30 protein-coding genes are annotated in these 25,903 nt (G+C 35.5%); 22 read left to right on the plus strand and 8 right to left on the minus strand.

Annotated features, from left to right (window positions below; genetic code table 11):
* Nucleotide 1: 1 nt before the first annotated feature.
* The 13 genes from ACFOWM_RS09320 (at nucleotide 2) to ACFOWM_RS09380 (ending at nucleotide 9,363) form a co-directional block, all read left to right on the plus strand.
* A complete protein-coding gene (locus ACFOWM_RS09320; protein ID WP_379709165.1) occupies nucleotides 2–358 on the plus strand; it encodes an arsenate reductase family protein in 357 nt (118 codons plus the stop codon).
* A 12-nt stretch (nucleotides 359–370) separates the two neighbouring features.
* On the plus strand, nucleotides 371–781 hold the full coding sequence (locus tag ACFOWM_RS09325) for an OsmC family protein (protein WP_379709167.1): 411 nt from the start codon (nucleotides 371–373) through the stop codon (nucleotides 779–781).
* Between the two features lie 108 nt (nucleotides 782–889).
* Nucleotides 890–1,708: an SDR family oxidoreductase gene (locus tag ACFOWM_RS09330; protein ID WP_379709169.1), complete on the plus strand. Its 819-nt coding sequence runs from the start codon at nucleotides 890–892 to the stop codon at nucleotides 1,706–1,708.
* Nucleotides 1,709–1,785: 77 nt separating this feature from the next.
* Nucleotides 1,786–2,118, plus strand: coding sequence for an ArsR/SmtB family transcription factor (locus ACFOWM_RS09335; RefSeq protein ID WP_379709171.1), 333 nt, complete (start codon nucleotides 1,786–1,788; stop codon nucleotides 2,116–2,118).
* A gap of 10 nt (nucleotides 2,119–2,128) precedes the next feature.
* Nucleotides 2,129–2,587, plus strand: coding sequence for a DUF6428 family protein (locus ACFOWM_RS09340; RefSeq protein WP_379709173.1), 459 nt, complete (start codon nucleotides 2,129–2,131; stop codon nucleotides 2,585–2,587).
* A 38-nt stretch (nucleotides 2,588–2,625) separates the two neighbouring features.
* Entirely contained in the window at nucleotides 2,626–3,054 is a 429-nt protein-coding gene (locus tag ACFOWM_RS09345; RefSeq protein ID WP_379709175.1) for an arsenate reductase ArsC, read from the plus strand.
* 100 nt (nucleotides 3,055–3,154) lie between these two features.
* Nucleotides 3,155–4,669 (plus strand): GH3 auxin-responsive promoter family protein, encoded by a 1,515-nt coding sequence (locus tag ACFOWM_RS09350; RefSeq protein ID WP_379709177.1) that lies wholly within the window; start codon nucleotides 3,155–3,157, stop codon nucleotides 4,667–4,669.
* A 43-nt stretch (nucleotides 4,670–4,712) separates the two neighbouring features.
* Nucleotides 4,713–5,489, plus strand: a complete 777-nt coding sequence (locus ACFOWM_RS09355) for a DUF2490 domain-containing protein (RefSeq protein WP_379709179.1) — start codon at nucleotides 4,713–4,715, stop codon at nucleotides 5,487–5,489.
* Between the two features lie 59 nt (nucleotides 5,490–5,548).
* Nucleotides 5,549–6,304 carry a 3-oxoacyl-[acyl-carrier-protein] reductase gene (gene fabG, locus ACFOWM_RS09360; protein ID WP_379709181.1) on the plus strand — a complete coding sequence of 252 codons (756 nt, stop codon included), beginning with the start codon at nucleotides 5,549–5,551 and terminating at the stop codon, nucleotides 6,302–6,304.
* A 114-nt stretch (nucleotides 6,305–6,418) separates the two neighbouring features.
* Nucleotides 6,419–6,703 carry a hypothetical protein gene (locus ACFOWM_RS09365; protein ID WP_379709183.1) on the plus strand — a complete coding sequence of 95 codons (285 nt, stop codon included), beginning with the start codon at nucleotides 6,419–6,421 and terminating at the stop codon, nucleotides 6,701–6,703.
* Between the two features lie 71 nt (nucleotides 6,704–6,774).
* Entirely contained in the window at nucleotides 6,775–8,352 is a 1,578-nt protein-coding gene (locus ACFOWM_RS09370; protein WP_379709185.1) for a SulP family inorganic anion transporter, read from the plus strand.
* Nucleotides 8,353–8,384: 32 nt separating this feature from the next.
* Nucleotides 8,385–9,017: a carbonate dehydratase gene (gene can, locus ACFOWM_RS09375; protein ID WP_379709187.1), complete on the plus strand. Its 633-nt coding sequence runs from the start codon at nucleotides 8,385–8,387 to the stop codon at nucleotides 9,015–9,017.
* A gap of 124 nt (nucleotides 9,018–9,141) precedes the next feature.
* On the plus strand, nucleotides 9,142–9,363 hold the full coding sequence (locus tag ACFOWM_RS09380) for a hypothetical protein (RefSeq protein ID WP_379709189.1): 222 nt from the start codon (nucleotides 9,142–9,144) through the stop codon (nucleotides 9,361–9,363).
* Here the strand turns inward: ACFOWM_RS09380 and ACFOWM_RS09385 are convergent.
* Both ACFOWM_RS09385 and ACFOWM_RS09390 read right to left on the minus strand, forming a co-directional pair.
* Nucleotides 9,353–9,901, minus strand: a complete 549-nt coding sequence (locus ACFOWM_RS09385; RefSeq protein WP_379709191.1) for an AAA family ATPase — start codon at nucleotides 9,899–9,901, stop codon at nucleotides 9,353–9,355. The two genes, ACFOWM_RS09380 and ACFOWM_RS09385, sit on opposite strands and share 11 nt — an antisense overlap.
* Nucleotides 9,886–10,449, minus strand: coding sequence for a DNA-3-methyladenine glycosylase I (locus ACFOWM_RS09390; protein ID WP_379709193.1), 564 nt, complete (start codon nucleotides 10,447–10,449; stop codon nucleotides 9,886–9,888). Before ACFOWM_RS09390 ends, ACFOWM_RS09385 begins: the two co-directional genes overlap by 16 nt.
* A gap of 109 nt (nucleotides 10,450–10,558) precedes the next feature.
* Here ACFOWM_RS09390 and ACFOWM_RS09395 point away from each other — a divergent pair, with 109 nt between their 5' ends.
* The 4 genes from ACFOWM_RS09395 to ACFOWM_RS09410 all read left to right on the plus strand — a co-directional run bounded on the left by ACFOWM_RS09395 (nucleotide 10,559) and on the right by ACFOWM_RS09410 (nucleotide 14,376).
* Nucleotides 10,559–11,587, plus strand: a complete 1,029-nt coding sequence (locus tag ACFOWM_RS09395) for a radical SAM/SPASM domain-containing protein (RefSeq protein ID WP_379709195.1) — start codon at nucleotides 10,559–10,561, stop codon at nucleotides 11,585–11,587.
* 36 nt (nucleotides 11,588–11,623) lie between these two features.
* Nucleotides 11,624–12,649 (plus strand): AI-2E family transporter, encoded by a 1,026-nt coding sequence (locus ACFOWM_RS09400; protein WP_379709197.1) that lies wholly within the window; start codon nucleotides 11,624–11,626, stop codon nucleotides 12,647–12,649.
* Nucleotides 12,650–12,746: 97 nt separating this feature from the next.
* Nucleotides 12,747–13,193, plus strand: coding sequence for a MarR family winged helix-turn-helix transcriptional regulator (locus tag ACFOWM_RS09405; RefSeq protein ID WP_379709199.1), 447 nt, complete (start codon nucleotides 12,747–12,749; stop codon nucleotides 13,191–13,193).
* 13 nt (nucleotides 13,194–13,206) lie between these two features.
* On the plus strand, nucleotides 13,207–14,376 hold the full coding sequence (locus ACFOWM_RS09410) for a glycoside hydrolase family 10 protein (protein WP_379709201.1): 1,170 nt from the start codon (nucleotides 13,207–13,209) through the stop codon (nucleotides 14,374–14,376).
* 128 nt (nucleotides 14,377–14,504) lie between these two features.
* Here ACFOWM_RS09410 and pnuC read toward each other — a convergent pair whose 3' ends face one another.
* Nucleotides 14,505–15,155, minus strand: coding sequence for a nicotinamide riboside transporter PnuC (gene pnuC / locus ACFOWM_RS09415; RefSeq protein WP_379709203.1), 651 nt, complete (start codon nucleotides 15,153–15,155; stop codon nucleotides 14,505–14,507).
* Nucleotides 15,156–15,233: 78 nt separating this feature from the next.
* On the opposite strand from pnuC, the gene ACFOWM_RS09420 reads away from it, so the two are divergent.
* Entirely contained in the window at nucleotides 15,234–15,602 is a 369-nt protein-coding gene (locus ACFOWM_RS09420; protein WP_379709205.1) for a DoxX family protein, read from the plus strand.
* A gap of 56 nt (nucleotides 15,603–15,658) precedes the next feature.
* Nucleotides 15,659–15,871: a hypothetical protein gene (locus ACFOWM_RS09425; protein WP_379709207.1), complete on the plus strand. Its 213-nt coding sequence runs from the start codon at nucleotides 15,659–15,661 to the stop codon at nucleotides 15,869–15,871.
* On the opposite strand, the gene ACFOWM_RS09430 is transcribed toward ACFOWM_RS09425, so the two are convergent.
* Complete coding sequence (locus tag ACFOWM_RS09430) at nucleotides 15,868–16,494, minus strand: DUF2306 domain-containing protein (protein ID WP_379709209.1); 627 nt, start codon at nucleotides 16,492–16,494, stop codon at nucleotides 15,868–15,870. The two genes, ACFOWM_RS09425 and ACFOWM_RS09430, sit on opposite strands and share 4 nt — an antisense overlap.
* A gap of 66 nt (nucleotides 16,495–16,560) precedes the next feature.
* On the opposite strand from ACFOWM_RS09430, the gene ACFOWM_RS09435 reads away from it, so the two are divergent.
* Both ACFOWM_RS09435 and ACFOWM_RS09440 read left to right on the plus strand, forming a co-directional pair.
* Nucleotides 16,561–16,947: a (deoxy)nucleoside triphosphate pyrophosphohydrolase gene (locus ACFOWM_RS09435; RefSeq protein WP_379709211.1), complete on the plus strand. Its 387-nt coding sequence runs from the start codon at nucleotides 16,561–16,563 to the stop codon at nucleotides 16,945–16,947.
* Nucleotides 16,944–20,087 (plus strand): DUF3427 domain-containing protein, encoded by a 3,144-nt coding sequence (locus ACFOWM_RS09440; RefSeq protein ID WP_379709213.1) that lies wholly within the window; start codon nucleotides 16,944–16,946, stop codon nucleotides 20,085–20,087. Before ACFOWM_RS09435 ends, ACFOWM_RS09440 begins: the two co-directional genes overlap by 4 nt.
* 55 nt (nucleotides 20,088–20,142) lie before the next feature.
* On the opposite strand, the gene ACFOWM_RS09445 is transcribed toward ACFOWM_RS09440, so the two are convergent.
* The 4 genes from ACFOWM_RS09445 to ACFOWM_RS09460 all read right to left on the minus strand — a co-directional run bounded on the left by ACFOWM_RS09445 (nucleotide 20,143) and on the right by ACFOWM_RS09460 (nucleotide 24,350).
* Nucleotides 20,143–20,742: a NifU family protein gene (locus ACFOWM_RS09445; RefSeq protein ID WP_379709215.1), complete on the minus strand. Its 600-nt coding sequence runs from the start codon at nucleotides 20,740–20,742 to the stop codon at nucleotides 20,143–20,145.
* Nucleotides 20,743–20,904: 162 nt separating this feature from the next.
* A complete protein-coding gene (locus ACFOWM_RS09450) occupies nucleotides 20,905–23,256 on the minus strand; it encodes an ATP-dependent helicase (protein ID WP_379709217.1) in 2,352 nt (783 codons plus the stop codon).
* A gap of 61 nt (nucleotides 23,257–23,317) precedes the next feature.
* Entirely contained in the window at nucleotides 23,318–23,938 is a 621-nt protein-coding gene (locus ACFOWM_RS09455) for a YgjV family protein (RefSeq protein ID WP_379709219.1), read from the minus strand.
* A 58-nt stretch (nucleotides 23,939–23,996) separates the two neighbouring features.
* Nucleotides 23,997–24,350, minus strand: a complete 354-nt coding sequence (locus ACFOWM_RS09460; RefSeq protein WP_379709221.1) for a hypothetical protein — start codon at nucleotides 24,348–24,350, stop codon at nucleotides 23,997–23,999.
* Between the two features lie 284 nt (nucleotides 24,351–24,634).
* Here ACFOWM_RS09460 and ACFOWM_RS09465 point away from each other — a divergent pair, with 284 nt between their 5' ends.
* Nucleotides 24,635–25,834 carry a DNA/RNA non-specific endonuclease gene (locus tag ACFOWM_RS09465; RefSeq protein ID WP_379709223.1) on the plus strand — a complete coding sequence of 400 codons (1,200 nt, stop codon included), beginning with the start codon at nucleotides 24,635–24,637 and terminating at the stop codon, nucleotides 25,832–25,834.
* The last annotated feature ends 69 nt before the right edge of the window (nucleotides 25,835–25,903 follow it).

Below are 25,903 nucleotides of genomic sequence, written 5' to 3' on the forward strand. Positions count from 1 at the left end.
TATGCAAAAAGCAACCGTATATGGCATACCTAATTGCGATAGCGTAAAAAAAGGTATTACTTGGTTACAAAATAATGGGTTTGAAGTTACATTGTTCAATTTTAAAAAAGAACCTGTAACTACAGCAATGCTACAGCGTTGGCAACAAGCTGTTACCCACACACCTTTGCTAAATAAAAAAAGTACCGCTTATAAAAACTTATCGGAAGCTGATCAGTTGGCTGTAAACAATGAAGTAACAACTTTTAAAATCATTCAACAAAACCCATTACTTATAAAACGACCTGTAATTGAGGTGGGTAAAAAAGTAGCAATAGGTTTTGATGAAACACTGTATCAATCAATTTTTTTAACATAAACTAGAGTAAACATGAAAAGAAACGCAACCGCCGTATGGCAAGGCAGTGGTAAAGATGGTAAAGGCCATTTAACTACACAAAGCACTACACTAAACCAAACACAATATTCATTTGCAAGTCGCTTTGAAAGTGGCGTAGGCACTAACCCTGAAGAGTTGGTAGCTGCAGCACATGCTGGTTGTTTTACCATGAAGTTGAGCTTTGTATTACAAGCAGCAGGCTTTACTGCCGATAATATTACCACTAAATGCGATATTGATTTAGTAGATGGTAGCATCACTTCATCGCACTTAACTGTAAATGCCACTATACCAGGCATTAGTAAAGAGCAGTTTGATGAAGCCGTTGCTGATGCAAAAGCCAACTGCCCTATTTCAAAATTATACAACACTAATATTACTGCTGAAGCTACTTTAGCTTAAGTTGTATTTTTTAATAGCTATGCCATGTAAAATTTTATATGGCGTAGCTTTTTTATTTTGATGGTAGTAGTTAACTTACCACATCATTTCAACCAAAACCAACATATTATGTCGTTTGCAAATAAAACCATCTTTATAACAGGCGCTAGCCGAGGTATTGGCAAAGCCATTGCCTTACGATTAGCAAAAGAAGGGGCTAACATTGTTGTAGCAGCAAAAAGTACTACCGAAGACCCTAAACTCGGCGGTACTATATTTTCAGCGGCAAAAGAAATAGAAGCTGCTGGCGGTAAAGCATTAGCAGTACAATGCGATATTAGAGATGAACAACAAATACAAGCTGCTGTTGATAAAGCGGTTGAAACATTTGGCGGTATTGATGTGTTGATTAACAATGCATCAGCTATTTCACTCACCCCCACAGAAAAAACAGAACCCAAGCGATTTGATTTAATGCACGACATTAATGTTAGGGGTACGTTTTTTATGTGTAAAGCCTGTATACCGCATCTAAAGAAAGCCAGTAACCCACATATCATTACGCTTTCACCGCCATTAAATATGGATATGAAATGGTTTAAAGATCATATTGCTTATACATTAAGCAAGTATAACATGACGATGATTGCCATGGGTTTAGCAGCCGAATTAAAACCTTTTAATATTGCATCAAACGCTTTGTGGCCACGAACTACTATTGCAACTGCAGCGGTACAAAATTTATTAGGTGGCGAAGCGCTTATTAACATGAGTAGAACCACTGATATAGTGGCCGATGCGGCTTATGCTATTTTAATGAAATCATCGAACGACTGTACCGGTAATGCATTTATTGATGAAGATATATTAGTAGCAGAAGGTGTTACTGATTTTGAACAATATGCAGTAAAACCAGGCGGACAATTATTCAACGATTTGTTTGTATAAGTAACTTTTAAAAGATGGCGTTTACCATCTTTTTTTATTTATATCTTTATCGTAATATTGCAATATACAATTTAAATATGGGCGCTACTAACACCGCTAATTTTAGCAAAAAGCAAAATGATATTGCTGCAATAATGAAAGCATTGGCTCACCCTGCAAGGGTTGCTATTATTGAGTATTTACTTCGTATTGATACCTGTATTTGTGGCGATATAGTGAACGTATTACCACTAGCCCAACCTACTGTATCCCAACATTTAAAAGAGCTTAAAAATGCAGGGTTAATAAAAGGTACAATTGAGGGTAATGCCATTTGCTACTGCATCAACGAAAAAGTGTTTGTTAAAATGCAACAGTTTTTTGAAACCATATCTCACCAAATTAATCAAAAATATAACCATTGTTGTTAAATAAATGTATATGAAACTATCAACCATTAAAACCATTTTGCCTACACTTACAGCTTTACATTTTCAATTGCCTGATGGTAGTATTGTGCCATCACATTTTCATGTAACCGAAGTGGGTATTATCAATAAAAATTTTATTGATTGTGGCGGTACTATTCGTAGTGAGCAAAAAGTAAATTTTCAATTATGGAGTGCTAATGATGTGCACCATCAACTGCAACCTCAAAAATTGCTAGATATTATTGAATTGTCAGAAAAGGCACTAGATATGGCTGATGCTGAAATTGAGGTAGAATACCAATCAACCACTATTGGTAAATATGCGTTAGCGTTTAACGGTACTCACTTTCAGTTAATTAATTTACACACCGCATGTTTGGCTGAAGAGCAATGTGGTATTACACCTGCTAAAACCCTTGCAACAGCGCCTGCAATAAATGCTTGTACGCCAGGTGGGGGATGTTGTTAAGGAACAAATATTATTAATGACCCAAAAATTGTTGCTACATGAAAAATGTATTGGTTTTGTGTACGGGTAATAGCTGTAGAAGTCAAATTGCAGAAGGGTATTTGCGTTATTTTGCTGGTAACAGCGCAACTATTTACAGTGCCGGTGTTGAAACACATGGCGTAAACCCTAAAGCCATTGCTACGATGTTGGCAGATGGTATTGATATATCGCAACACACATCAAACAACATTGCTGAGTATACCCATATTCCATTTGATTATGTTATAACAGTTTGTGACAATGCAAAAGAACGTTGTCCCTATTTTGCTACCACAGCAAAAAAGTTTCATTACAACTTTCCCGATCCTGCTAAGGCTACAGGCACAGTTGATGAAATTACTGCTGCATTTGCTGATGTTAGAAACATGATTAAAGATTATTGTAAACAATTTGTAGCAACCAATTTACCCGAAACAACGCCATAATACAATCTGTTTACGTTCACTTTTAAGTATTTGTTGCCCATAAACGGCAATAAAAAATCATCTATTCAACAGTCGGTTAAATTTTTTATCTTGCTAAGCAATGAACTTGTTGTCAAAGTCAATATCATTTTTAGCAAGGTTGCGTTATAACCGCATACATAATTGGATTAACCACCCAGCAGCTGCTCAGCGTCAGGTTTTACAGTCGCTTATTACTGATGCACAGTACACTCACTTTGGTAAAAAATACCAGTTTGATAAACTATTTACCATCAAAGAATTTAAAAAAAGAGTACCGCTGCATGAGTATGATGATGTAAGGCCCTATATTGAAAAGATGATGGCTGGAGAAGAAAATATATTGTGGAATACACCCGTAAAATGGTTTGCAAAAAGCAGCGGTACTACAAACGATAAAAGTAAGTTTATACCTGTAAGTGAAGAGAGCTTAAAAGACAATCATTTTAAAGCCAGTAAAGATGTACTTACGAAATATTACACCAATTTTCCCTCAAGTAATTTACTCACAGGTAAAAGTTTAGTGGTAGGCGGCTCACACCAAATAAGTCAACTTTCTAATGAAATTGCCACTGGCGATTTAAGTGCCATATTGATGCAAAACTCTCCATTTTGGGGCCAATGGCTGCGTACACCAGAGTTAAGCATAGCCTTGTTAGATGAGTGGGAAAATAAAATTGAACAACTAGCAAACGTTACCGCTAACGAAAATGTTACTATGTTAGCAGGTGTACCAACTTGGACGCTTCTTTTACTCAAACGTATTTTAGAAATTAAACAAAAGCAAACCATTAAAGAAGTATGGCCCAATTTAGAATTGTATATTAACGGGGGTGTTTCATTTGTGCCTTATCGCCAACAATTTGAACAAATCATTGGCAAGCCCATTAATTATTTAGAAATATACAACGCTAGTGAAGGCTTTATTGCCGGGCAAGAAAAGCCCGATGACGATGGCTTAATGTTATTTACAGAGCATGGTATATTTTATGAGTTTTTACCTGTTGAAAATTATGGCCAACCCAACCCACAAACATTGGGTTTAACCGCAGTACAGTTGCATAAAAATTATGCTATTGTAATTAGCACCACAGGCGGTTTGTGGCGTTATATTATGGGCGATACGGTTGAGTTTACTTCATTAAATCCGTACAAAATAAAAATTACTGGCAGGCTCAAACATTACATGAATGCGTTTGGTGAAGAAGTAATTGTTGATAATGCAGACAATGCTATTGCTGTTGCTGCTCAGCAAACCGGAGCTGTTGTAAGCGATTATACCGCAGCGCCCATTTATTTTACCGAACAAAGTAATGGCGCCCACGAGTGGTTAATTGAGTTTGAAAAAGCGCCGGCACAGCTTGATGTTTTTATTGAAAAAATGGATACCCATTTAAAAAGTATCAACAGCGATTATGAAGCCAAGCGCCAAAAAAGTATTGCGTTACGTATGCCTGTAGTACATGCAGTACCTGTGGGCACTTTCACGGCATGGTTACGTACCAAAGGCAAAGTAGGCGGTCAGCATAAAGTGCCAAGGCTTAGCAACGAACGGAAAATTATTGACGAAATAAAACAGCTCGTAGGAATTGCTTAAGCAATCAAATGACCTCACATTTTACAAAGCAACTTGATTTTAAATGAAAGCATTATTTACATTACTCGTAGTTTTATTTTTTTATAGTAATACATCGGCACAAAATAACCGACTTAATACCCATAACAACATTGGTTGGTATAATTATTTTGGCACCATTAAGCTTAATAAAAAGTGGGGCATACACACAGAGTACCAATGGCGTAGGGCCGATTTTATTACCAAATGGCAGCAAAGTTTGTTAAGGGTTGGTGTTAATTACCAAGCCACACCCAACGTTTTATTAAGAGCAGGTTATGGTTGGATAGAAACTTTTGCTTACGGCGATATTCCTTTAAATGGGTTCGGAAAAGATTTTACGGAACACCGCATTTTTGAAATGGCACAACTGTCACAAAAAGAAGGTATTGTTGATATGTCACACCGTTTTATGTTGGAGCAGCGCTTTGTTGGTAGGTATACAAATGCAGCACTCAATAAAGAAGATGATTACCCTTTATTGAATAGGTTTCGTTATATGTTTAGGGCACAGTTACCGTTGAAAGGAAAAAAAATCATCAACAAAACGCCTTACTTCGCTGTATATGATGAAGTGTTTATTGGTTTCGGTAAAAAGGTAAATGCCAATGTGTTTGATCAAAATAGAATTGGATTATTATTGGGCTATCGTTTTAATGATAAGTTTAGGCTCGAGGGTGGTTTTTTAAACCAAACGGTGCAATATGGTCGACAAATTAACGGTCGTAATGTGTTTCAATACAACAATGGCATCATCTTAAATTCATATTTTAATTTCGATTTGTCGCAAAAAAATAAATAACTACAAATTGATTGTATTATTTTACAGCCCTAATAAAAGCTTTAGTTAAATAAAATCGTATGAAATTATTACAAAATAAAACCGCTATTGTAACAGGTGCTGCAAGAGGTATTGGTGAAGCCATTGCTATTAAATTTGCTGAACAAGGCGCCAATGTTGCCCTTACATATGTGAGCGACAGCAGCACCGAAAAAGCCAATGCATTGGTTGAAAAATTAGTAGGGTTGGGTGTAAAAGCCAAAGCCTATAAAACCAATGCAGGTGATTATGCCGCTGCCGAAGTTTTTGTGAATGATGTAATAAAAGAGTTTGGCCAAATTGATATTTGTGTAAACAATGCTGGTATTTCAAAAGATAATTTACTATTGCGAATGACTCCCGAGCAATGGGATGAAGTTATGATGGTAAACCTTAAAAGCGTATTTAATATTACCAAGCAAGTAATTAAACCAATGATGAAAGCCCGTAGCGGTAGCATCATCAATATGAGTAGTATAATTGGCGAAACTGGTAATGCTGGCCAAAGCAGTTATGCCGCTAGTAAAGCTGGTGTAATAGGTTTTACAAAAAGTATTGCCAAAGAAATTGGTAGTCGTAATATTCGATGCAACGCTATAGCCCCAGGTTTTGTGGAAACAGATATGACCAGTTATTTAAAAGAAGGTGATGCATCTGACAAGTACAAAGCAGCCATACCATTAGGGCGCTTTGCAAGTAGTGAAGATATTGCGAATGTTACTTTGTTTTTAGCATCAGATTTGAGTACGTATGTTACCGGACAAACCATTAGTGCTTGTGGCGGTTTAAATATTTAATATTTTCAAATTGTTGATATGTAGGTTAAATAGATGGTGTAACATCTATTTAACCTTTTGTTTTCGTAATTTATAAATAATAGAAAACTGGCTTAACTATATTTGTAATAATTAATGAAAAAACTAGCTGTTATATTTTTACTGTTTGTAGTTGCCTTACAATGCTTGCCTATCAAAGAATTGGGCAAATGTTTGTACGACAATACATTTGTAGAAGAAGAAATCTGCAAAAAAGGTATTGATAAATCAGCAATCATTGATTTTACAAAATTATTGTCTGTAACACAGTTTGCTGATCATTATTTTATCGACAATGATCAAACATTTTTTTATACAGCAAACACCCTGCTCTATCCTTCACCAATAAAGGATATTCATACGCCTCCACCCAACGCCTAGTTTTTAAGTAACATAGTAAGCCATCAATTGAATATTGATAGGCCTTTTTCGAGTACGTTAAAAACATTTTCATGCAAAAGTATTTTAAAAGTATTGGCAGCGATTTGCCATCGGCTTTAGTGGTTTTTTTAGTTGCTATACCCTTGTGTTTGGGTATTGCTGTAGCCAGTGGTTTAAATGAGTTTTCTGGTATTATTGGCGGTATTGTAGGCGGTATTGTGGTAGGTATTATTAGTGGTAGTAACTTAAGTGTTAGCGGACCAGCTGCTGGTTTAACGGCTATTGTTTCAGCAGCTGTTTTAAAACTACCTGCAGTTGAAGCCTTTTTTTTAGCCGTTGTTATTGCTGGTGTTTTTCAATTGCTCATGGGTATTTTTAAATTAGGCGTAATTGGTGATTATGTACCCAATAGCGTTATTAAAGGTATGCTAGCTGCTATTGGTATCATTTTAATATTGAAACAATTGCCGCATTTGGTTGGGTACGATAAAGATTTTGAAGGTGATGAAACGTTTATTCAAGCATCAGGAGAAAATACTTTTTCATCAGTTATCAACTCACTCAATCATTTAACACCATTGGCCGTTGTAATTGGTGTAGTTGGCATTGCTATTTTGATTTTGTTTGAAACCAAATTCATTAAAAGCATCAAGGTTTTTCAAATTATTAGCGGTCCGTTAGTAGTGGTGGTGGTAGGTGTATTGTTGCATTATTTTTTAAGTGATACGGCACAACCTTTCACAGTAAAATCAGTTGATTTGGTAAACATACCTATTGCAAAAGATACCAAAGAGTTTATTTCGTTTTTTCATTTACCTAATTGGTCGTTCATTACCAATAAAGATGTGTGGATTACAGCGGTTACACTAGCATTGGTAGCTTCGTTAGAAACTTTGTTAGGTATTGAAGCTGTTGATAAGTTAGACCCCATGCAACGTATTACACCACCCAACCGTGAATTGGTGGCACAAGGTGCAGGTAATATTGTGAGTGGGTTGTTAGGCGGCTTGCCTTTAACGAGTGTAATTGTACGCAGTAGCGCCAACGTAAACGCTGGTGCTCGTACTAAAATGAGCACTATTTTTCATGGTACCCTCATTTTTATTTGTGTGGCATTTGTACCTAACTTGTTAAACCTTATACCTAAAGCGGCTTTAGCAGCCGTATTAATTTTTACTGGTTACAAGTTGGCTAAAATTTCGATTTTTAAAGATTATTGGAAAAAAGGTTGGGAACAGTTTATGCCTTTTGTTATCACTATTACCGCCATTGTATTGACCGATTTATTAAAAGGTGTGTTAATTGGTATTGGTGTAGGTATTTTTTATGTAATTCGCAGTAATTTTAGAACAGCCATTTTTATGGTTCAAGATGGTAATCAGTATTTAATTAGGTTGCGTAAAGATGTTTCGTTTTTTAGCAAACCAAAATTGAAACATATTTTTGAAAACATGCCTAATAATGCTTCGGTAATTATTGATCTTACAAAGGCAGAATTTATTGATCAAGATATTATTGATACCATTAACGAATTTGATATGAACGCACCCGAAAGAAATATTCAAGTAACGGTGAAAAAAAGTACTTACAATGAATCACACAAATTAGTAGGTAGCGATCAATTCAACATAAGCGATAGTGCACATTAACATCATATTTTAAATTTTAAAAAATAAATAAAATGCATTCATACGAAAAGTTATTATTAGAAAACAAAGCATGGGCTGAGCAACAAGTGCAAACAGACCCACAATATTTTAGTCGACTATCAAACCAACAATCACCAGAATTTTTATGGATTGGTTGTAGCGATAGCCGTGTACCTGCCGATAAAATTACAGGTACAGAGCCTGGTGAAATTTTTGTACACCGTAACATTGCCAACTTGGTTGTAAATACTGATATTAATTTGTTGAGCGTATTACAATATGCAGTGGAAGTTTTAAAAGTAAAGCATGTAATTGTTTGCGGTCACTATGGTTGCGGTGGTGTAAAAGCAGCAATGGGTAACCACCATTTTGGTATTATTAACCATTGGATCAAAAATATTAAAGATGTATACCGTATACATAGAGATGAAGTAGATGCACTACCTTCAGAAGATGATAGGGTAAACCGTTTAATTGAATTAAATGTTCGTGAACAAGTGTTTAACTTAGCCAAAACATCTATCATTCAAAAAGCATGGAAAGATAACAAAGCCCCACATTTACATGGTTGGGTATACGGTTTAACTGATGGTATTATTAAGCCTGTTTGTGAAATGGAAGCAGGTACTCGAATTGACCCATTATACGAGTATGATAATATGTAAAAAATTAAAAGCCCCTTCTAAACAACGAAGGGGTTTTTATTTTGGTACCCTAACACTTTTTTACTTACTAGGCATTAATTTTGGTACAACATTCGTTTTACAAAATAACAAATACACTTAACACATGAAAATATCTACCACCACTTCATTAATATTACTAGGCTTAGGTGCTTTGGCCATTTATAAGTACAATAGCATGAGCGATGAAGAAAAAGAAGCCTTAAAAGAAAAAGCAAAAAAAGTGGTAGAAGAGCATGTGGCGCCTATTTTATTAAGTGCATTGGGCATTACTGATGATGAGGAAACTGCTACCAATTTAAAAGAAGCAGCCGCACCTATAAAATAGTATGTACTGCTGCAATGGCTTGCTGAAAACGCTGTTCATAATTACCTTTAATAATTACCCAAGGCGTTTGCTGTGTTACCATAGCATCTTTATAATAATGAAAAAGTTTATCTCTAGTAGCCAAATCGGGGTATTCTCTAAGGTTATCTTTTACCCAAGGTAAATCAACGTTGCACAATAAATACAAATCATAGCTACGTTGGTTTATATGGTTTAATATGCGGTTATCACATTTATTAAAAACAAATTCGCTCCACACTTTCATTACATACATATCCGTATCAATAAATAGTGGTGTGGGTTGTACTAGGTTTTGTTGTTGTAATGCAGTAACGGCAGCATCTTCACTGGCAAGTTGACCAACGGCAATTTCATACAAATTTTCAAAAGTATAATTAGTGCCATTGGTTTCTAAATAAGTACGGGCATACTCAGGTACCCATTTCGTTTTAAAATGTGCAGCCAATTGAGTGCATAATGTGCTTTTGCCTGTGCTTTCCGGACCAATAATAACAATCTTTCTTATTTGTTTTTCCATGCTGGGTTTCTTTGTAGCACTTTTTTATAAATAACACAATCAGTGGTATGGGCGCCGGGTAAAAAACCTGTGCTCATTAAAAACTCATTTACAATTTCGCCGCCGGTAAACTTAAATGTTTTCTTAAATAATTTCATCCACGCTGGTTTGGTTAATGGGTGGTGGGCATGCAGCCAATTTAAAAAAGAGCCATGCTGTTGCTGTAGTGCTAATATAGCATTGGCATTGTAAATAGCGGCATGCACTTTTAGTTTGTTGCGAATAATACCAGCGTCGTTCAACAACCGTTCAACATCTTTTTCTTTATACTGTGCTACTTTTTTTATGTTGAATTGATGGTATGCTTTTCTAAAATGTGCTTCTTTGTGTAAAATAGTCGTCCAGCTTAAACCAGCTTGGTTAATTTCTAACACCAATCGGCAAAACAGTTCATTATCATCATGTATAGGAAAGCCATAGGCTTCGTCATGATAGCGTTGGTGAACTACCTTATCTCTTTCTTTCATAAAATCTATTGCTTGGCAATACGATGAAATGGGTGCAGCCATAAACTATTTTAAGCAACAAATGTAATGATGGGCAATTCAAAAACCTGCATAATTTTTTTATAAAAACATACAAATGCTACACAAGCATAATAACTGTTATTTTTGCATCATGCCATCAATAAATATCAATGATAGTTTAAATTTTTTAAGCAAACTCACGTTCAAAAGAGTGTGGAATGGCATTAAAGTTTTATCGAGTTTTTACCTGAGCAACTTCACTAAAAAACCGGTGCAATGGGGTTACCCCGTATCAATTTCATTTGAGCCCACTACCAGTTGTAATTTGCGTTGCCCAGAGTGCCCCAGTGGTTTAAGGGCTTTTACGAGGCCAACAGGTATGTTGCAAAAAGATTTTTTTACGGAAACCATTGATGATATTCATAAAGAGCTGCTATACCTCATTTTTTATTTTCAGGGAGAGCCCTATTTAAACACTGCTTTTTTAGATATGGTACAATATGCTAGTAGCAAAGGTATATACACGGCAACGAGCACCAACGCTCATTATTTAACTGATGAAGCTGCTAAAAAAACAGTAGAGAGTGGGTTAGATCGATTAATTATTTCTATTGACGGTACTACACAAGATAGTTACCAACAATACCGTGTAGGTGGCAAGCTCGATAAAGTACTTGAAGGGGCACAAAACATTGTGAAATGGAAAAAAGCGCTGAACAGTAAAACGCCGTTTGTATTTTTTCAGTTTTTGGTTGTAAAACACAATGAGCATCAAATAGAAGATATTAAAAGGTTGGCTAAAGAAATTGGGGTTGATGAAGTACGTTTTAAAACAGCACAAGTATACGATTATGAAAACGACCCCAACCAATTAATACCTACCAACGAAAAATACAGTCGTTACAAACGCAATGCTGATGGTACTTTTAAGGCCAAAAATAAAATGGCCAACCGCTGTTGGAAACTTTGGCACGCTAATGTAATTACATGGGATGGTTTAGTAGTGCCATGTTGCTTTGATAAAGATGCCATGCATCGTTTAGGTAATTTAAAAAATGAACCGTTTAAAAAAATTTGGCACAACGATAACTACAAACAATTTAGGGCTGAGTTAATGAAGGGACGAAAAAATATAGACATCTGTGCAAATTGTAGCGAAGGCGAATCTGTTTGGAAATAAACATCAACCTAATTTTTTGATTGCTAAAACTACCGTATGGATCAGTCTACCTTTAACAAACGTATTACCCAAATAGCGGTACTGCTGCTCATTTTCATTATAGCAGGTATGCTCATTTTTGAGCTTAAAATATTTTTGCCGGGTATACTTGGAGCTATTACATTTTACATCATCAGCAGGAGTTATTATTACAATTTAATTTTTAAACGCAAGTGGCGTAAAAGTCCTACAGCGCTTCTTTTCATTATTGGTTATGTAATCATCATATCAATACCCATTTACCTCACCGTAAATTTGGTAACGCCTAAAGTAAACAGTATTGTAAACAACCAAGCATATATTGTTGACAATGTTACTCATGCTGCTGAAAAAATTGCTGACCTCACCAACATTAAATTACTTACTGAAGAAAATATAAAAACAGCTACCCAAAAAGTAACAGCAATGGTGCCTATGTTACTCAGCAGTACGGCCACCACTTTAGGTAATTTGTTCATCATGTTTTTTTTACTGTACTTTTTATTGATGAGTGGTGCTGTAGTCGAAAAAAAGCTGCACCAAATAATACCATTAAAACCGCATAACGTTGATACACTTGCCAGTGAAACCAAAATGATGATAAAAGCCAACGCATTGGGTATACCCATTATTTGTGTGGTACAAGGGCTGTTTGCTGCCTTGGGGTATTTTATTTTTGGGGTAAACGAATGGGTGTTGTGGGGCTTTTTAACAGGGGTGTTTGCCTTTTTTCCGTTGGTGGGCACCATGATTATTTGGGTGCCATTAATGTTATACATGTTTGCACAAGGCATTACTTGGCCAGCAATTGGCTTGGGTATTTATAGTGTTATAGTAACGGGTAATGTTGATTATATAGCTCGAATAAGCTTCATGAAAAAAATGGGCAATGTGCACCCATTAATAACGGTGCTTGGGGTAATAGTAGGTTTAAATTTATTTGGTTTTATAGGTCTTATTTTTGGTCCACTACTTATTAGTTACTTTATAATTTTAGTAAAAATTTACATCAACGAATTTACTGGCTCAGCGGTTACAACTTAAGTTGCATATAATTATGACGTAAAACTTAATTTTTACGTTTTAAATAAATAATATTGCACAAATTCCAATTTCAAAACGAGTGAAACAGTTATAAATAATGAGTTTAGAGAAAGATATTAACCAAACAAAGTTTAGAAATGAGCATCAAAAAATGATGATCAACCTCATTTATACCACCAATTGGATGACAGAAAAACTCAAAGCTGTTTTTGATAAAGAAGATATTACCTCTCAACAATTTAATATACTCCGTATTTTAAGAGGTGCCGGTGCACCCATTTCAACTGCACAAATTAGAGAACGCATGCTCGATAAAATGAGCGACACCAGCCGTATTGTTGATCGCTTGGTTACCAAAGGTTTGGTGAAAAAAAACGTATGCACTTTAGATAAGCGTAAGGTAGATGTTAACATAACAGCCAAGGGCAAAAAGCTCCTCGAAAAAATTGATGTTTACGAAGTAAAAATGGATGAGGTAACATCCAGCATATCTGAGGCTGAAGCAAAAACCATCAATAAATTATTAGATAAATTACGCCAATAAGCCAAACCCTATAATGAAATATTTTTGGCTCAGTGTGGTAAGCACTTTTTTATTATTAACGGCATTGTGCCAAACTACAACCCCTAAAGAGTTCAGGGGTGTGTGGATAGCTACTGTAAATAATATTGATTGGCCAAGGCCAGCCACCACCAATGCTGATGAGCAAAAGGCTTCCTTTATTGCCCTACTCAATATGCACCAACGCAATGGTATCAATGCTGTGTTTGTGCAAATACGCCCAACGGCAGATGCTTTTTATCCATCAAGCAAAGAGCCTTGGAGCCAATGGCTAACGGGCCAACAAGGTGTGGCGCCTACGCCCTATTACGATCCACTTTCATTTATGATTAATGAAACCCATAAAAGGGGCATGCAGTTTCATGCATGGTTTAATCCATACAGGGCTACGCAATCATTAAATAGCAGTCAACTTACGGCCACTCATATTATTAGGCAACACCCAGAGTGGTTTATTACCTATGGCGACAAAAAATATTTTGACCCCGGCAATAAACAAGTACAGCAATACGTAGCTGGTATTGTTAAAGATGTTGTAACACGTTACCAAATAGATGGTGTTCATTTAGATGATTATTTTTATCCGTACAAAATACCCGGAAAAACATTTGCAGATGATGTTAGTTTTCGGCAATACGGTAACGGGTTAGGTAGAGATGCTTGGCGCCGTAGCAATGTTGATAGTTTAATTGCATTGTTGTATAAAACTATAAAGTCGGTCGATAAAAAATGCAGGTTTGGTGTAAGTCCGTTTGGTGTATGGCGCCACATAGCGGCCGACCCTATGGGTAGCGAAACAAAAAGAAGCCAAACCAATTACGATGATTTGTATGCCGATGTATTACTGTGGTTACGCAAAGGTTGGGTTGATTATGTAATACCACAATTGTATTGGGAAATTGAGCATAAAAATTTATCGTTCAATACCTTGGTTGATTGGTGGGCCACACACACTTATGGTAAAGATTGTTACATAGGTATTGGTTATTACCGTGCAGGCGAAACAGCCGGCTGGCGTAGCCCTACGCAAGTACCAAGGCAAATTCAAAAAATTCGCAGCACACCTGGTATTAAGGGTATGTCGTTTTACAGCAGCAGCATCTTCGAAAAAAACCCCTATGGCTGGAACGATAGTTTACGCCTCAATTATTTTAAAAAACCATAACTTTTTGTGGCGAAGCAGCAGCAGTTGTGCATAGTGCAACGGTAGTATCCGGCTGTACGCTGTACCTGCTCCGCCGTAGCGGATTCGGTGCCGCTACCATCCGGGCTAGGCTCAGCTAATAATAGGTATTAGGCATTGCTGAAGTGTGGGTTGTTTTTATTGGTTTTTTGCAACCAACTTATTAAACCTAGCACAGCCATTATCAGTAATATTATGTAATACACACTTGTAAATACGTAATGCTTTACAAAGTAGAGTGGTATAGAGGTGATGTTAGTAGCGATCCACCAATACCAACTTTCTACTTTCTTTTTTGTCATTAACCACATACCAGTAAAAGCGCTAGCGCTGGCCAATGCATCGGCCCAAGGTATTACCCCATCATAAAATAGGGTTTGCAATTGAGTGAGCGCTGTAAAAATGGCGATATAAAAAGCAGCAAAAAATAATAAATGTTGAGTCCACTCTTTGCCAGTAGCACGGGTAATTTTTAACACAGGCTTATCAGTAGCAACATCTTTTTTAAACCACATATACCAGCCAATAACACTCATAATGGTATAATAAAAGTTTACGCTAGCTTCGCCCAATAAATGGCCTTTAAAACTGATGTAAATGTAAATAATGGTATTTACCAAGCCCGTTGGGTATACTAAAATATTTTCTTTACGGCTGTACCATACGCTTACAATACCAGCAATAACGGCAATATATTCGTACCAGGTAGTAAAAGCAACATCATGTATAAATTGCTCGTAAATAGCTTGTATATTCAACATAAGTTGTACGAAAATACTGTATTAGCCACAGCATTTTATCATACCAACATAAAAAATACTTTACAATAAACAGTGTTTATGTTTAAAAAAATAAGTTTAGTACTACTCATACTCTTATACGCTGGTGCTGGTGTAAACCACTTTATACACCCAGCTGCTTATTATACCATTATACCGCCCTATTTGCCCAACCCTGTAGCCATCAATATAGTAGCAGGTATTGCTGAAATTATAGCAGCACTATTGTTGGCATTTCCTCGTACAAGGGCCTGGGGTAGTTATGTAGTAGTAGCCATGTTAATTGCCTTTATACCAGCGCATGTGTATATGATACAGCAAGGCGGTTGTATGGGTACGGCTATTTGTATGCCTTTGTGGGGAGCATGGTTAAGGTTGTTTCCGTTACAGTTTATATTAATAGCGTGGGCTTGGTGGTACCGAAAGTAGTACCACATTATTTTTATTGTGGTAATAATGAATATATTTAATAAAAATATTACAACATGGGCATCATCATTATTGGCTTTGTTTTGTTGGTACTTTTTGTGTTAGGCGGTATTGCTTTTTTAATAAGCAAGCGCATCAAAAAAGAGCTAGATGCACAAGAAAATAAATATGCATGGCTTATTAGTGGTGTTGCGTTTTTAATCATTTTTGCAGCGTTGGTGCTAGGGGTGTTTTACCTATTTATCACCAACGTAAAGTTTGAACGTTAGTTACGTTTCAATTTATAATAAATATACCACTCAGCAGCAAGTAGGTTGGGTACAAAGCCCATCCAAGCATCTATCATATACAAGGTTAGGTCATCAAAATGAAAGGTATGCGATAGAGTAATTTTCCAGAGGCGTAAAGTAATGGCAGAAAACGTGAGGGCAAAGCTCCGTATCATAAATTGTTGGTGTGCCTTAAACTTTTTTTGTTGAGCAGTTATGTAAGCCTTGTAAGTAAACCAGCACCACAAAATATCTAAAATGGCAAAAGCTAATTTTGTAGGCCATAAGCCATTAGCGTAAATAGCCATTATCATACCCATGGGTACGTTCACCAACAAAATAGCGGCCACATAAAACTTACCAACGTTGCGGTGTAGGGTTTTATGATGTTTTAAAATGTAGGGCGAAAATTGTGTAAAGCCAGCCATTAAAACAAAAACGCTGGTAAACACATGCGTATAAAAAGCCATCATCCAAATATCAATACCAATATAAGCTTGCTTGAGTTGTAAAAACCCCACATTTGTTTTAAAGCTTGTGTACTGCAATACCGTATTGATCATTACCAAGGTAACCACACAAAAAAATATATAAACGATGATTGTTTTGATGTGCTGAAGCATGGGTGGGTGTTGGGGGAAAGTAATAATAGTTAAAACTATTAATTTTATACAAATAATACTGCTTTTATGAAAACAATTAATGTTACTTGTGCCATTATTGATTTTAATGGAAAAGTTTTAGTTGTGCAAAGAAGTGAAACCATGCAGTTGCCATTAAAATGGGAGTTTCCTGGTGGTAAGCTTGAACCATTTGAAACAGAGGAACAGTGTATTTTGAGAGAGATTAAAGAAGAATTATCAATTGATATTTTACTATTAGATCGTTTGTCAGTCACTACATTTAATTATCCCAATGTTGCTGTTAGATTAATACCATTTACTGCAAAATATTTGAGCGGTGAAATTACTTTGCAAGAACACAAACAATACCTATTTTTAGATAAAGAAGCGCTGCAATCGCTTGATTGGGCAGCAGCGGATTTACCTGTACTGTATGAATTTTTACAACTATGAATCAAGGAATATATGAAGCATTAGTTACTCAATTAGTAGCTCAAAAAATTGATGCGTTAGATACTACAACTTTTTATGTCAACAAAACTTCTATAGATAAAGAGGAAGCGTCAACAATAATCTCTAAACATTTAACTACAACAATAAAGAATGCATTAGATTTATTGGGGGGTGATAAGCAATTAGAATTGCAAATTGAAGTTGCAAATAAAATCATTCATTTTTTAAAGGATACTTTAAAGAATGAAGATTTTCAAGATGATTTAATTGATGTTAACGGGGAAATTCTGAAAGCAGTTTTTAATAAAGTAGATGCGCATTTTGCTGACTTTGATTTACGTCTTAAAGAAATTACTCCTTACACTCGTTTAAGTCATAGTGAACTTTTTACAGGAGGAAACAGAGGGATTTCTCTTGAAAGTGAACTAAAAAAAGAAATCCTTTCTGCCGACCGAATAGATTTACTAGTGTCATTTATTAAGTTTAAAGGCATTATTATTTTAGAAAAAGAACTTACTGAGTTCACAAAACGTGGGGGTAAGCTAAGAGTTATCACTACAACATATATGGGTGCTTCAGATTATAAAGCGATTGAAATACTCTCAAAACTCAATAACACAGAAGTTAAGATTTCTTATAATACTGGTAATGAACGGTTGCATGCTAAAGCATATTTATTCTTTCGAAATTCAGGTTTTCACACAGGTTATATAGGTTCTTCTAACTTCTCTAGGTCGGCTTTAACAGATGGATTAGAATGGAATATTAAAGTAACAACAAAAGAAGTAGCACACATAATTGATAAGTTTCAAAAAACATTTGAGTCGTATTGGCAAAGTAATGATTTTGAAATTTTTAATGATAGTATTCATAAAGACAAACTAATTTCTTCACTCAGTCAAGGAAAAAACTCAAATCATTCTCAAATAAACCTGAATTACTTTGATATAAAACCATATTCATATCAAGAGGAGATTTTAGAAAAACTACAAGTTGAAAGAAGTGTTCATCATAGATTTAGAAATTTGGTAGTTGCTGCAACAGGCACAGGAAAAACGATTATTTCAGCTTTTGATTTTAAAAGATATAGAAACGAATTCAAGCATACGACATTTCTCTTTTTAGCACATCGAAAAGAAATATTAGAACAATCATTATCAACTTACAGGGGTATTTTAAGAGATAATAATTTTGGTCAATTATGGGTAGATGGTTTTGTGCCTACTAATTATGAACATGTATTTGCATCTGTACAAACTATTGTAAATAGACTTGACTCAATTTCATTATCACCTGAATATTATGATTATGTTGTTATTGATGAGTGTCACCATATTCAAGCTAATACTTACAAGCAAATAATAAAATATTTTAAACCCAAAATTTTGTTAGGGTTAACAGCTACGCCAGAAAGAATGGATGGTGAAGATATTTTAACAGATTTTGATAATCATGTAGCAGCTGAAATAAGATTGCCAGAAGCTTTGAATCGAAAATTATTATGTCCTTTTCAATATTTCGGTATTTCCGATAGTATAGATCTATCAAAGGTAGGTTGGCAAAGAGGAAAGTATATTGCTAGTGAACTGTCTTCAATATATACATCAAATGACAAACGTGTTGGAGAAATAGTTAGCGCATTAAATAAATACACAAAAAGTCCGAAAGAGGTAAAGGCTCTAGCATTTTGTATTTCGATGGAGCATGCTCAATTCATGGCAAGTAAATTTGCTTTATTGGGATTAAAAGCAGATTATTTAACAAGTGCAAATAATCAAAATAGAGAAATTATTAAACAACAGTTCCTTAATGGTGATATAAACTATTTATTTGTTGTAGATATTTTTAATGAAGGTGTTGATATTCCAGAAATAGACACTGTATTGTTTCTGAGGCCAACGGAAAGTCTTACAATTTTTTTACAGCAATTAGGAAGAGGTTTGCGACTAGCTGAAAATAAAGATTCATTAACTGTATTAGATTTTGTAGGTAATGCAAGGCCTGAATATAATTTTGAAAATAAGTTTAGGGCTTTAATAGGTAAAACAGTAACTACTGTACACAAAGAAATTGAAGATAACTTTCCTCACTTGCCGCTAGGGTGTTCGATTATTTTAGAAAGAAAAGCGAAAGAAGCTATTTTACAAAATATAGCCAATGCCACATCTGTAAGTAGAAATCAATTAATTGCGAAAATCAGAAATTTCAAAAATGTTACTTCTCTAGAATTTAATCTTAAAAATTTTATTACTTTCTATGGTGTTTCATTACTTCAAATTTATGAGAGAGGGGGTTGGAAAAGATTATGTCAAATAGCTGGTGTCATAGATGATTTTAGTTCAATTAATGAAGTTGAATTTGTAAAGATGGTAAAGAACAAGTGGCTTTCTGTCAAATCTTCAAGTTACTTTAAGTTTATATTAGATTTAGCAAATACCAATTTTAATATCAGTGAAACTAGTAATATAAATGATGTTGAAAAAATAATGCTTTTAATGTTACATTATGACTTTAGAAAAGACGCTGCTAATTTCAATAATGTTTTTGAAAGTATCTCACATATTGGTAACAATAAGGTTATAGTAAATGAGATGATTGAAGTTTTAAATATTTTGATTGATGAAATTGACTTTATTGAGAAAGATATTGAACTCCCTTTCCCTTTTCCATTAAAGATTCATTCTAGATATACTAGAGATCAAATATTGGTTGCACTGGGCTTAAGTACCTTCGAAGTTAAGTCATCTATTAGAGAAGGCATTGCTGAAAATAAATTGCTCAATACAGAAGTTCTTTTTATAAACTTGATAAAATCGGAGGAAAATTTTTCACCAACAACTATGTATGATGATTATGCAATAAATGAATATCTTTTTCACTGGCAAAGTCAAAATACGGCATCACCAATTACTTCAAAAGGTTTGTCTTATATAAATCATGTTGAAAACAACAAACGAATATTGTTATTTATAAGAGAGAAAGCTAAAGATGAAAACCGTAAGTCGATGGGTTATGTATTTATAGGAGAAGCATCAATAGCAGATTATTATGGAGCAAAACCAATGAATATAAAATGGGAATTAAAAGAACCTATACCACATTATTTATGGAATGATACAGCCAAACTTCGTATAGGGTAACCCCCACAAAAAACGCCACTCATCAGTGGCGTTTTTTTATTCAAATACATTGTAATTATTCGGCTTCCGCAACTACTTCTTTTACTTCGGGTATCATACGTTTCATCATACCTTCAATACCTGCTTTTAAAGTGATCATGCTGCTAGGGCATCCACTGCAACTGCCTTGCATCATTAAATTTACCTTGCCGTTTTCGTAGCTTTTAAACTGTATAGCACCACCATCCATTTCAACGGCTGGCTTTACATAATTTTCCAACAACTCTTTAATGCGTTTTACCACATCATCATCATCGGCACTTACTTCGTTGGTGCTTTGTGGTTTTGTTACCGCAATTTCATCTTCATTTACTACTGGCTTGCCTTCTTCTAAATATTCTTTTAAAAATTGCTTAATGGTAGGGATGATGTCTTGCCAATCTTCCGTATCAGTCGTTTTAGTAAGCGTTACAAAATTGCTAGCTATAAAAACCGATTTTATAAAAGGAAATGTAAATAACTCTTGTGCTAATAAAGAGGGTTTGGCACTGGCTTCATCAGGAAAATCAATGCTTTTACCAGGGTATAATAATTTATTGGCCACAAACTTCATGGTCTCCGGGTTGGGAGTCATTTCAGTATAAATGCTTATTACGGGGTTACCTGTTTTTATCATGTTTGTATGTTTGTGCAACTGTTGTTGCGTATTTCAACTACAAAAATACTTCAATTGCTTGGCAAATACAGCACTAAAAATTTTCGAAAGCCGATATTTAAAGCATTTTTATAGCAGTGTATTTTAATTTATTTATTTTAAAACTACTTCAAAATCAATATGTTATTCTGCAATTATTCGCAATTTGGCATAATTGAGCATAATTTTTTTCTCCCCATTATTTTCAAAATTAATAGTGGCAATAGGGTTATGAGCAGCGCCTTCCATTTTAGCTACTACGCCAAAACCAAATTTTTGATGCTCTACTTTTTGGCCTGCTTGTAAATTACTAGTGTCGCTGGCTTCAAAATTTTCAGAAGGCGTATGTTCTTTTAATTGCGGCCTTGCAGGTATGGCATACGCTGGTTTAGTGGGCTCAGGGTTAGCACCTGGTCTGCTGTACTGAGCTGCTTGGTTGCTGCTTGGGAAACCCTTGCTCATACGCTCAAAGGCATTGCCACGTAAACCTGGCGATGTAGCATTGTTACGGGCAGATGCACCTGCATAACTTTTATCTAAATGTTGCTCAGGTATTTCCTCAATAAATCGGCTTGGGTCGTTTTGTTGTAATTGCCCAAAACGGTAACGGGCATTGCTGTAGCTGAGGTACAATTTTGTTTTGGCTCGGGTAATGGCTACATAAAATAACCGGCGTTCTTCTTCTAACTCTTCCCTCGTATTAATGCTCATGGCGTTGGGAAATAGGGTTTCTTCTAACCCACCTACAAACACCACTGGAAACTCCAACCCTTTAGCGGCATGTATGGTCATGAGTTTTACTACATCGGTATTTTCTTGATCGCCTTGGTCGGCATCGGTTAACAATACAATTTGTTGTAAATAGGCACCCAAGCTTTTATCGCCTACTTCGCCATCTTCTTCGTTAGAAGGTGTTTCGGTAAACTCTTTAATGGAGTTCAACAACTCTTGTACGTTTTCGTAACGGGCCAACCCTTCGGTTGTTTTATCGTTAAACAACTCTTTTACCAAGTTGGTATTTTTACCCACCATGTTCGCAATATCGTAAGCGTTTTTTTTATCGAGTTCGCTTTGAAACATTTTTACCATGGTAACAAAATCATCAATCACTTCTAAAGTGCCACTTCTAAAACCATACATGGCGGCATTGCACAACACATCCCACATGCTGAGGTTTTGCTCATTGGCAAATAAAATAGCTTTATCAATGGTGGTTTTGCCAATACCCCTTGCTGGGTAGTTAATTATACGTTTGAGGGCTTCTTCATCACGAGGGTTTACCACTACACGTAAGTAGCTCAGCAAATCTTTCACCTCTTTGCGTTGGTAAAAACTAGTGCCACCATAAATACGGTAAGCAATACCCATGCGGCGTAGGGCTTCTTCAAAACTTCTACTCTGTGCATTGGTGCGGTAGAGTATGGCAAAATCTTGATTAAAATAGTGGTTGCGTAATTTGTTTTCTTGTATAGCATCGGCCACCATTTTGCCTTCGTCGTTGTCCGTCATGGTACGGACTAACTTAATTTTATCACCCTCACTATTATCCGTAAATAATTTCTTTTCAATTTGACCTTTGTTGTTGCCAATAATTTCGTTGGCAACTTTTAATATGTTTTTAGTACTGCGGTAGTTCTGCTCAAGCTTCACCACTTTTACATCATCATAATCATTTTCAAACTGCAAAATGTTTTCAATGGTGGCACCCCTAAAGCTATAAATACTTTGAGCATCATCACCCACCACACATACATTTTCATGCATAGCTCCCAATAGTTTTACAATTTCGTATTGGGCAGTGTTGGTATCTTGATACTCATCTATCATTATATATTTAAACTTGTGCTGAAATTTGTGTAAGCTTTCAGGAAAGTTTTTGAGGAGTATGTACATTTTAAACAGTAAGTCATCAAAATCCATTGCGCCGTTTTTAAAACAACGCTTACTGTAGGCATCATATATTTGGCCAATCATGGGTCTGTTGGTACGGGCATCTTCTTGCTGTAAGCCATAATCGTTCATATATTCGGCAGGGCCTACGAGTGCATTTTTGGCGGATGATATGCGGTTGTATACTTGGTTGGGTTTGTAATGCTTGTCATCTAAATGTAATTCATTAATTACCGTTTTTACTACACTTTTTGCATCGTCTGTATCGTAAATGGTGAAGTTGCTAGGGAAGCCTAATTTGGGTGCTTCGCTGCGTAAAATTCTAGCAAACACACTGTGAAATGTACCTATGTATAAATTACGGGCTTCGGAGTTGCCTAATATTTTTTCAACCCTTTCCTTCATTTCGGCAGCAGCCTTGTTGGTAAATGTGAGGGCTAAAATATTGAATGCATCAATATGGTGGTGGGCCATTAAATGGGTAATACGAGTGGTGAGTACCTTTGTTTTACCACTACCAGCGCCTGCAATAATCATAAGCGGACCATCTTTATGGAGCACCGCTTCTCTTTGTCGTTCGTTTAAACCATCTAAATATGTAGCCATGCAACAAAGGTAATTATTGCAATTTTGTAAACGGCTTTTTGTACCAATTTCAACATGAAATTTATAGCACTTTTACATAACCATTACCTTGTTGGGTAAAGCCGGTAACTTTTAAGAAAGTTTCGTGGCTTTTGTTATGCACTTGGTGGTATACAACTCGTTTAACACCTTGTTGTAACAGCAATTGCTTGCGTTTTTCAAAAATAAATTTGCCTACTTTAAAATCACGGTATTTTTTAATGGTATAATTTAATACAACAGTGGCATCGCCATTTTCATGCAATTGGGCACTGAAAATATTGGCCACTACCAAATCTCTTAATACTACTAAATTTATATTACCCTGTAGCTGCTGTTCGGTAAATTCAGGAAAGTAAGTAGCAATATCATCTTTATAAAAAGCAATAAATTTTTGTGTTAATAAATCGTTGCTTTCAAAAGGTATTAAATCAAAGTTTTCACGATGTTGGTATAGCTTAATAAGATAATATAAGTTGATGAAGAACAAAATACCATTGGTGAGTAACACAGGCCATGCACTGAAAATAATCCCGTAAGTAATAAAGGCAATGGTTCCTAAAATATTGTATACCCTAAACTGTACATCTGTTTTAACCAACAGCGCTATAATTAAAAATAAAGAAGCTAAGTACCCAAAATAAGGAGCAATTTGTTGCAGCATAATGTAATAAAAATGGGCAATGCGCTGGCATTGCCCTATGTATAAATGAATTTAAAAATTAGGGTGTTATGGTAATAGAACCTGTGATAGATGGAAAACCAGCCATGCGGTAAATAATGGTTCCCAAGGTATCTTTTTTGTAGATATATGATGTATTGTTGGCAATACCTTGTTTATTTATGGCCAAACTATCTAATGAGTAAATACCAATGGTGTTGCCTGTTCTGTTCACAAATGTAAATGTTGAACCCCTTACAGCAGCGATGTTAATAGGGTCAAAACCAGCAGGACTCACAATTATATAATTAGTGGGCAAATCGCCACCAACGGCCGGCGAAAGACCACTATCTTTTTTACAAGCCGCCAGTAAAAACGTAATACCTACGGTTGCTATTAAAAATACATATTTCATTCATTGTTTATTTAAACCATTAAAATACTGATGCCTACTGTACCGCAACAGCTAAATGTACCTCAATTTATAAAAAAATATGTTCACATAAAAATTTTGGCACTTTCAACGCTACAAATGTTTTACACAGGCGTAACATGTTTGTAACATTGATGCTGTATATTGCTATAACTTTTATAAACCGTCTTTAATAAAACGTATTTTTTATATCCCTACTCGTCATAAAATAATTATTTATGAGAGTGTCAATTATTTGTTTTTTATTATTGTGTTGTTTGCAAAACATGCAAGCGCAACCTATTGAAATAAAAATAAAAGAAGCAGTTGAACAACTCAATAAAATTGAGCAAGAGCGTAAAAAAGCCAACACACAACTCGAAAATTTAAAGCTCGAAAAAATTTGCAATGATTTAGTAGCCATTGGTTTACCGGCAGTTGCTCCCAACGAACAATTGGTTAAACACAGTGCTTATTATTTAGATTATGCCCCCACATTTAAACAAGCTCGTTGGGTGGCACATATTATTACGCCAGATGTTATTAACGGTGTGGTATTTAGAACCAATGATTTTAGGGTAGATAGTTTGGTGAAAGGCGGTAGTGCTGAAGAGGCAGATTATTTTACCAAAACCCTCAAGCCTGATGGTAGTTTTTTGTATGATGGTTATGGCTACGATAGAGGCCACTTGGCACCTTCGGCTGATTTTAGGTGGTCGCAAAAAGCATTGTCTGAGTCATACTATTACAGCAATATGAGTCCACAATTGCCTGATTTTAACCGTGGTGGTTGGGGCGATTTAGAAGATGCTATTAGAGGTTATTTGTATAAAAATGCTACCACACAATTGTACGTAGTTACTGGGCCGGTTTTAAAAGAGGGCTTACCTGTCATCACAAAAAGTAAAAACAAGGTAGCTATACCGCAGTTGTATTTTAAAGTGGTGTTAGATGCTGGGCAGCAAAAAGCCATAGGTTTTGTAATGCCCAACGCTACTATTACCCAACCCCTTCAATATTATGCCGTTAGTATTGATAGTGTAGAAGCATTAACGGGCCTCGATTTTTTTAATAAACTACCCTTAGCACAACAAGCTATATTTGAGGCGAACAGCAATGCAACTGATTGGTTGCCTACCAGTAATAGTGCCGATGTTGCACCTTTGCCACAAGAGCAAATGGCTAAAAATCATTTTAATACCACTGTAGCGCAACAGTATACAAAATCTAATAATGAAATTTATGTGTGTGGAACTGTGGTAGGTGCTCGGTTGAGTAAGGCAGGTAATATTTTAATTAATTTAGATAAGCAGTTTCCGAACCAAGTATTTACCATTTTTATTAAAAAAGATAACATCCCCAATTTTAGTTATAACCCAACCGATGTGTTAAAAGGTAAAATTATTTGTGCTAAAGGTAAAGTGATTGACTTAGGTGGTACAGCCACCATGTATATTGATAGTGAACGAGCATTGAGTGTGCAGTAATTGCATACTACCCATCTACATAAACAAAGCCGCCCTTCAACAAAGGCGGCTTTTATACTTACTAACCGT

Source organism: Ferruginibacter yonginensis (assembly GCF_042651465.1).
GTDB classification, from domain to species: domain Bacteria; phylum Bacteroidota; class Bacteroidia; order Chitinophagales; family Chitinophagaceae; genus Ferruginibacter; species Ferruginibacter yonginensis.

Excerpts from the sequence above, each read along its gene's own strand:
- pnuC (WP_379709203.1), bottom strand. The coding sequence starts at position 15,155 with ATGTTGAATATACAAGCTATTTACGAGCAATTTATACATGATGTTGCT.
- ACFOWM_RS09435 (WP_379709211.1), top strand. The coding sequence starts at position 16,561 with ATGAAAACAATTAATGTTACTTGTGCCATTATTGATTTTAATGGAAAA.
- ACFOWM_RS09335 (WP_379709171.1), top strand. The coding sequence starts at position 1,786 with ATGGGCGCTACTAACACCGCTAATTTTAGCAAAAAGCAAAATGATATT.
- ACFOWM_RS09355 (WP_379709179.1), top strand. The coding sequence starts at position 4,713 with ATGAAAGCATTATTTACATTACTCGTAGTTTTATTTTTTTATAGTAAT.
- ACFOWM_RS09400 (WP_379709197.1), top strand. The coding sequence starts at position 11,624 with ATGGATCAGTCTACCTTTAACAAACGTATTACCCAAATAGCGGTACTG.
- ACFOWM_RS09380 (WP_379709189.1), top strand. The coding sequence starts at position 9,142 with ATGAAAATATCTACCACCACTTCATTAATATTACTAGGCTTAGGTGCT.
- ACFOWM_RS09465 (WP_379709223.1), top strand. The coding sequence starts at position 24,635 with ATGCAAGCGCAACCTATTGAAATAAAAATAAAAGAAGCAGTTGAACAA.
- ACFOWM_RS09420 (WP_379709205.1), top strand. The coding sequence starts at position 15,234 with ATGTTTAAAAAAATAAGTTTAGTACTACTCATACTCTTATACGCTGGT.
- ACFOWM_RS09345 (WP_379709175.1), top strand. The coding sequence starts at position 2,626 with ATGAAAAATGTATTGGTTTTGTGTACGGGTAATAGCTGTAGAAGTCAA.
- can (WP_379709187.1), top strand. The coding sequence starts at position 8,385 with ATGCATTCATACGAAAAGTTATTATTAGAAAACAAAGCATGGGCTGAG.
- ACFOWM_RS09460 (WP_379709221.1), bottom strand. The coding sequence starts at position 24,350 with ATGAAATATGTATTTTTAATAGCAACCGTAGGTATTACGTTTTTACTG.
- fabG (WP_379709181.1), top strand. The coding sequence starts at position 5,549 with ATGAAATTATTACAAAATAAAACCGCTATTGTAACAGGTGCTGCAAGA.
- ACFOWM_RS09430 (WP_379709209.1), bottom strand. The coding sequence starts at position 16,494 with ATGCTTCAGCACATCAAAACAATCATCGTTTATATATTTTTTTGTGTG.
- ACFOWM_RS09385 (WP_379709191.1), bottom strand. The coding sequence starts at position 9,901 with ATGGAAAAACAAATAAGAAAGATTGTTATTATTGGTCCGGAAAGCACA.
- ACFOWM_RS09340 (WP_379709173.1), top strand. The coding sequence starts at position 2,129 with ATGAAACTATCAACCATTAAAACCATTTTGCCTACACTTACAGCTTTA.
- ACFOWM_RS09365 (WP_379709183.1), top strand. The coding sequence starts at position 6,419 with ATGAAAAAACTAGCTGTTATATTTTTACTGTTTGTAGTTGCCTTACAA.
- ACFOWM_RS09350 (WP_379709177.1), top strand. The coding sequence starts at position 3,155 with ATGAACTTGTTGTCAAAGTCAATATCATTTTTAGCAAGGTTGCGTTAT.
- ACFOWM_RS09455 (WP_379709219.1), bottom strand. The coding sequence starts at position 23,938 with ATGCTGCAACAAATTGCTCCTTATTTTGGGTACTTAGCTTCTTTATTT.
- ACFOWM_RS09410 (WP_379709201.1), top strand. The coding sequence starts at position 13,207 with ATGAAATATTTTTGGCTCAGTGTGGTAAGCACTTTTTTATTATTAACG.
- ACFOWM_RS09425 (WP_379709207.1), top strand. The coding sequence starts at position 15,659 with ATGGGCATCATCATTATTGGCTTTGTTTTGTTGGTACTTTTTGTGTTA.
- ACFOWM_RS09440 (WP_379709213.1), top strand. The coding sequence starts at position 16,944 with ATGAATCAAGGAATATATGAAGCATTAGTTACTCAATTAGTAGCTCAA.
- ACFOWM_RS09395 (WP_379709195.1), top strand. The coding sequence starts at position 10,559 with ATGCCATCAATAAATATCAATGATAGTTTAAATTTTTTAAGCAAACTC.
- ACFOWM_RS09325 (WP_379709167.1), top strand. The coding sequence starts at position 371 with ATGAAAAGAAACGCAACCGCCGTATGGCAAGGCAGTGGTAAAGATGGT.
- ACFOWM_RS09405 (WP_379709199.1), top strand. The coding sequence starts at position 12,747 with ATGAGTTTAGAGAAAGATATTAACCAAACAAAGTTTAGAAATGAGCAT.
- ACFOWM_RS09450 (WP_379709217.1), bottom strand. The coding sequence starts at position 23,256 with ATGGCTACATATTTAGATGGTTTAAACGAACGACAAAGAGAAGCGGTG.
- ACFOWM_RS09370 (WP_379709185.1), top strand. The coding sequence starts at position 6,775 with ATGCAAAAGTATTTTAAAAGTATTGGCAGCGATTTGCCATCGGCTTTA.
- ACFOWM_RS09445 (WP_379709215.1), bottom strand. The coding sequence starts at position 20,742 with ATGATAAAAACAGGTAACCCCGTAATAAGCATTTATACTGAAATGACT.
- ACFOWM_RS09330 (WP_379709169.1), top strand. The coding sequence starts at position 890 with ATGTCGTTTGCAAATAAAACCATCTTTATAACAGGCGCTAGCCGAGGT.
- ACFOWM_RS09320 (WP_379709165.1), top strand. The coding sequence starts at position 2 with ATGCAAAAAGCAACCGTATATGGCATACCTAATTGCGATAGCGTAAAA.
- ACFOWM_RS09390 (WP_379709193.1), bottom strand. The coding sequence starts at position 10,449 with ATGGCTGCACCCATTTCATCGTATTGCCAAGCAATAGATTTTATGAAA.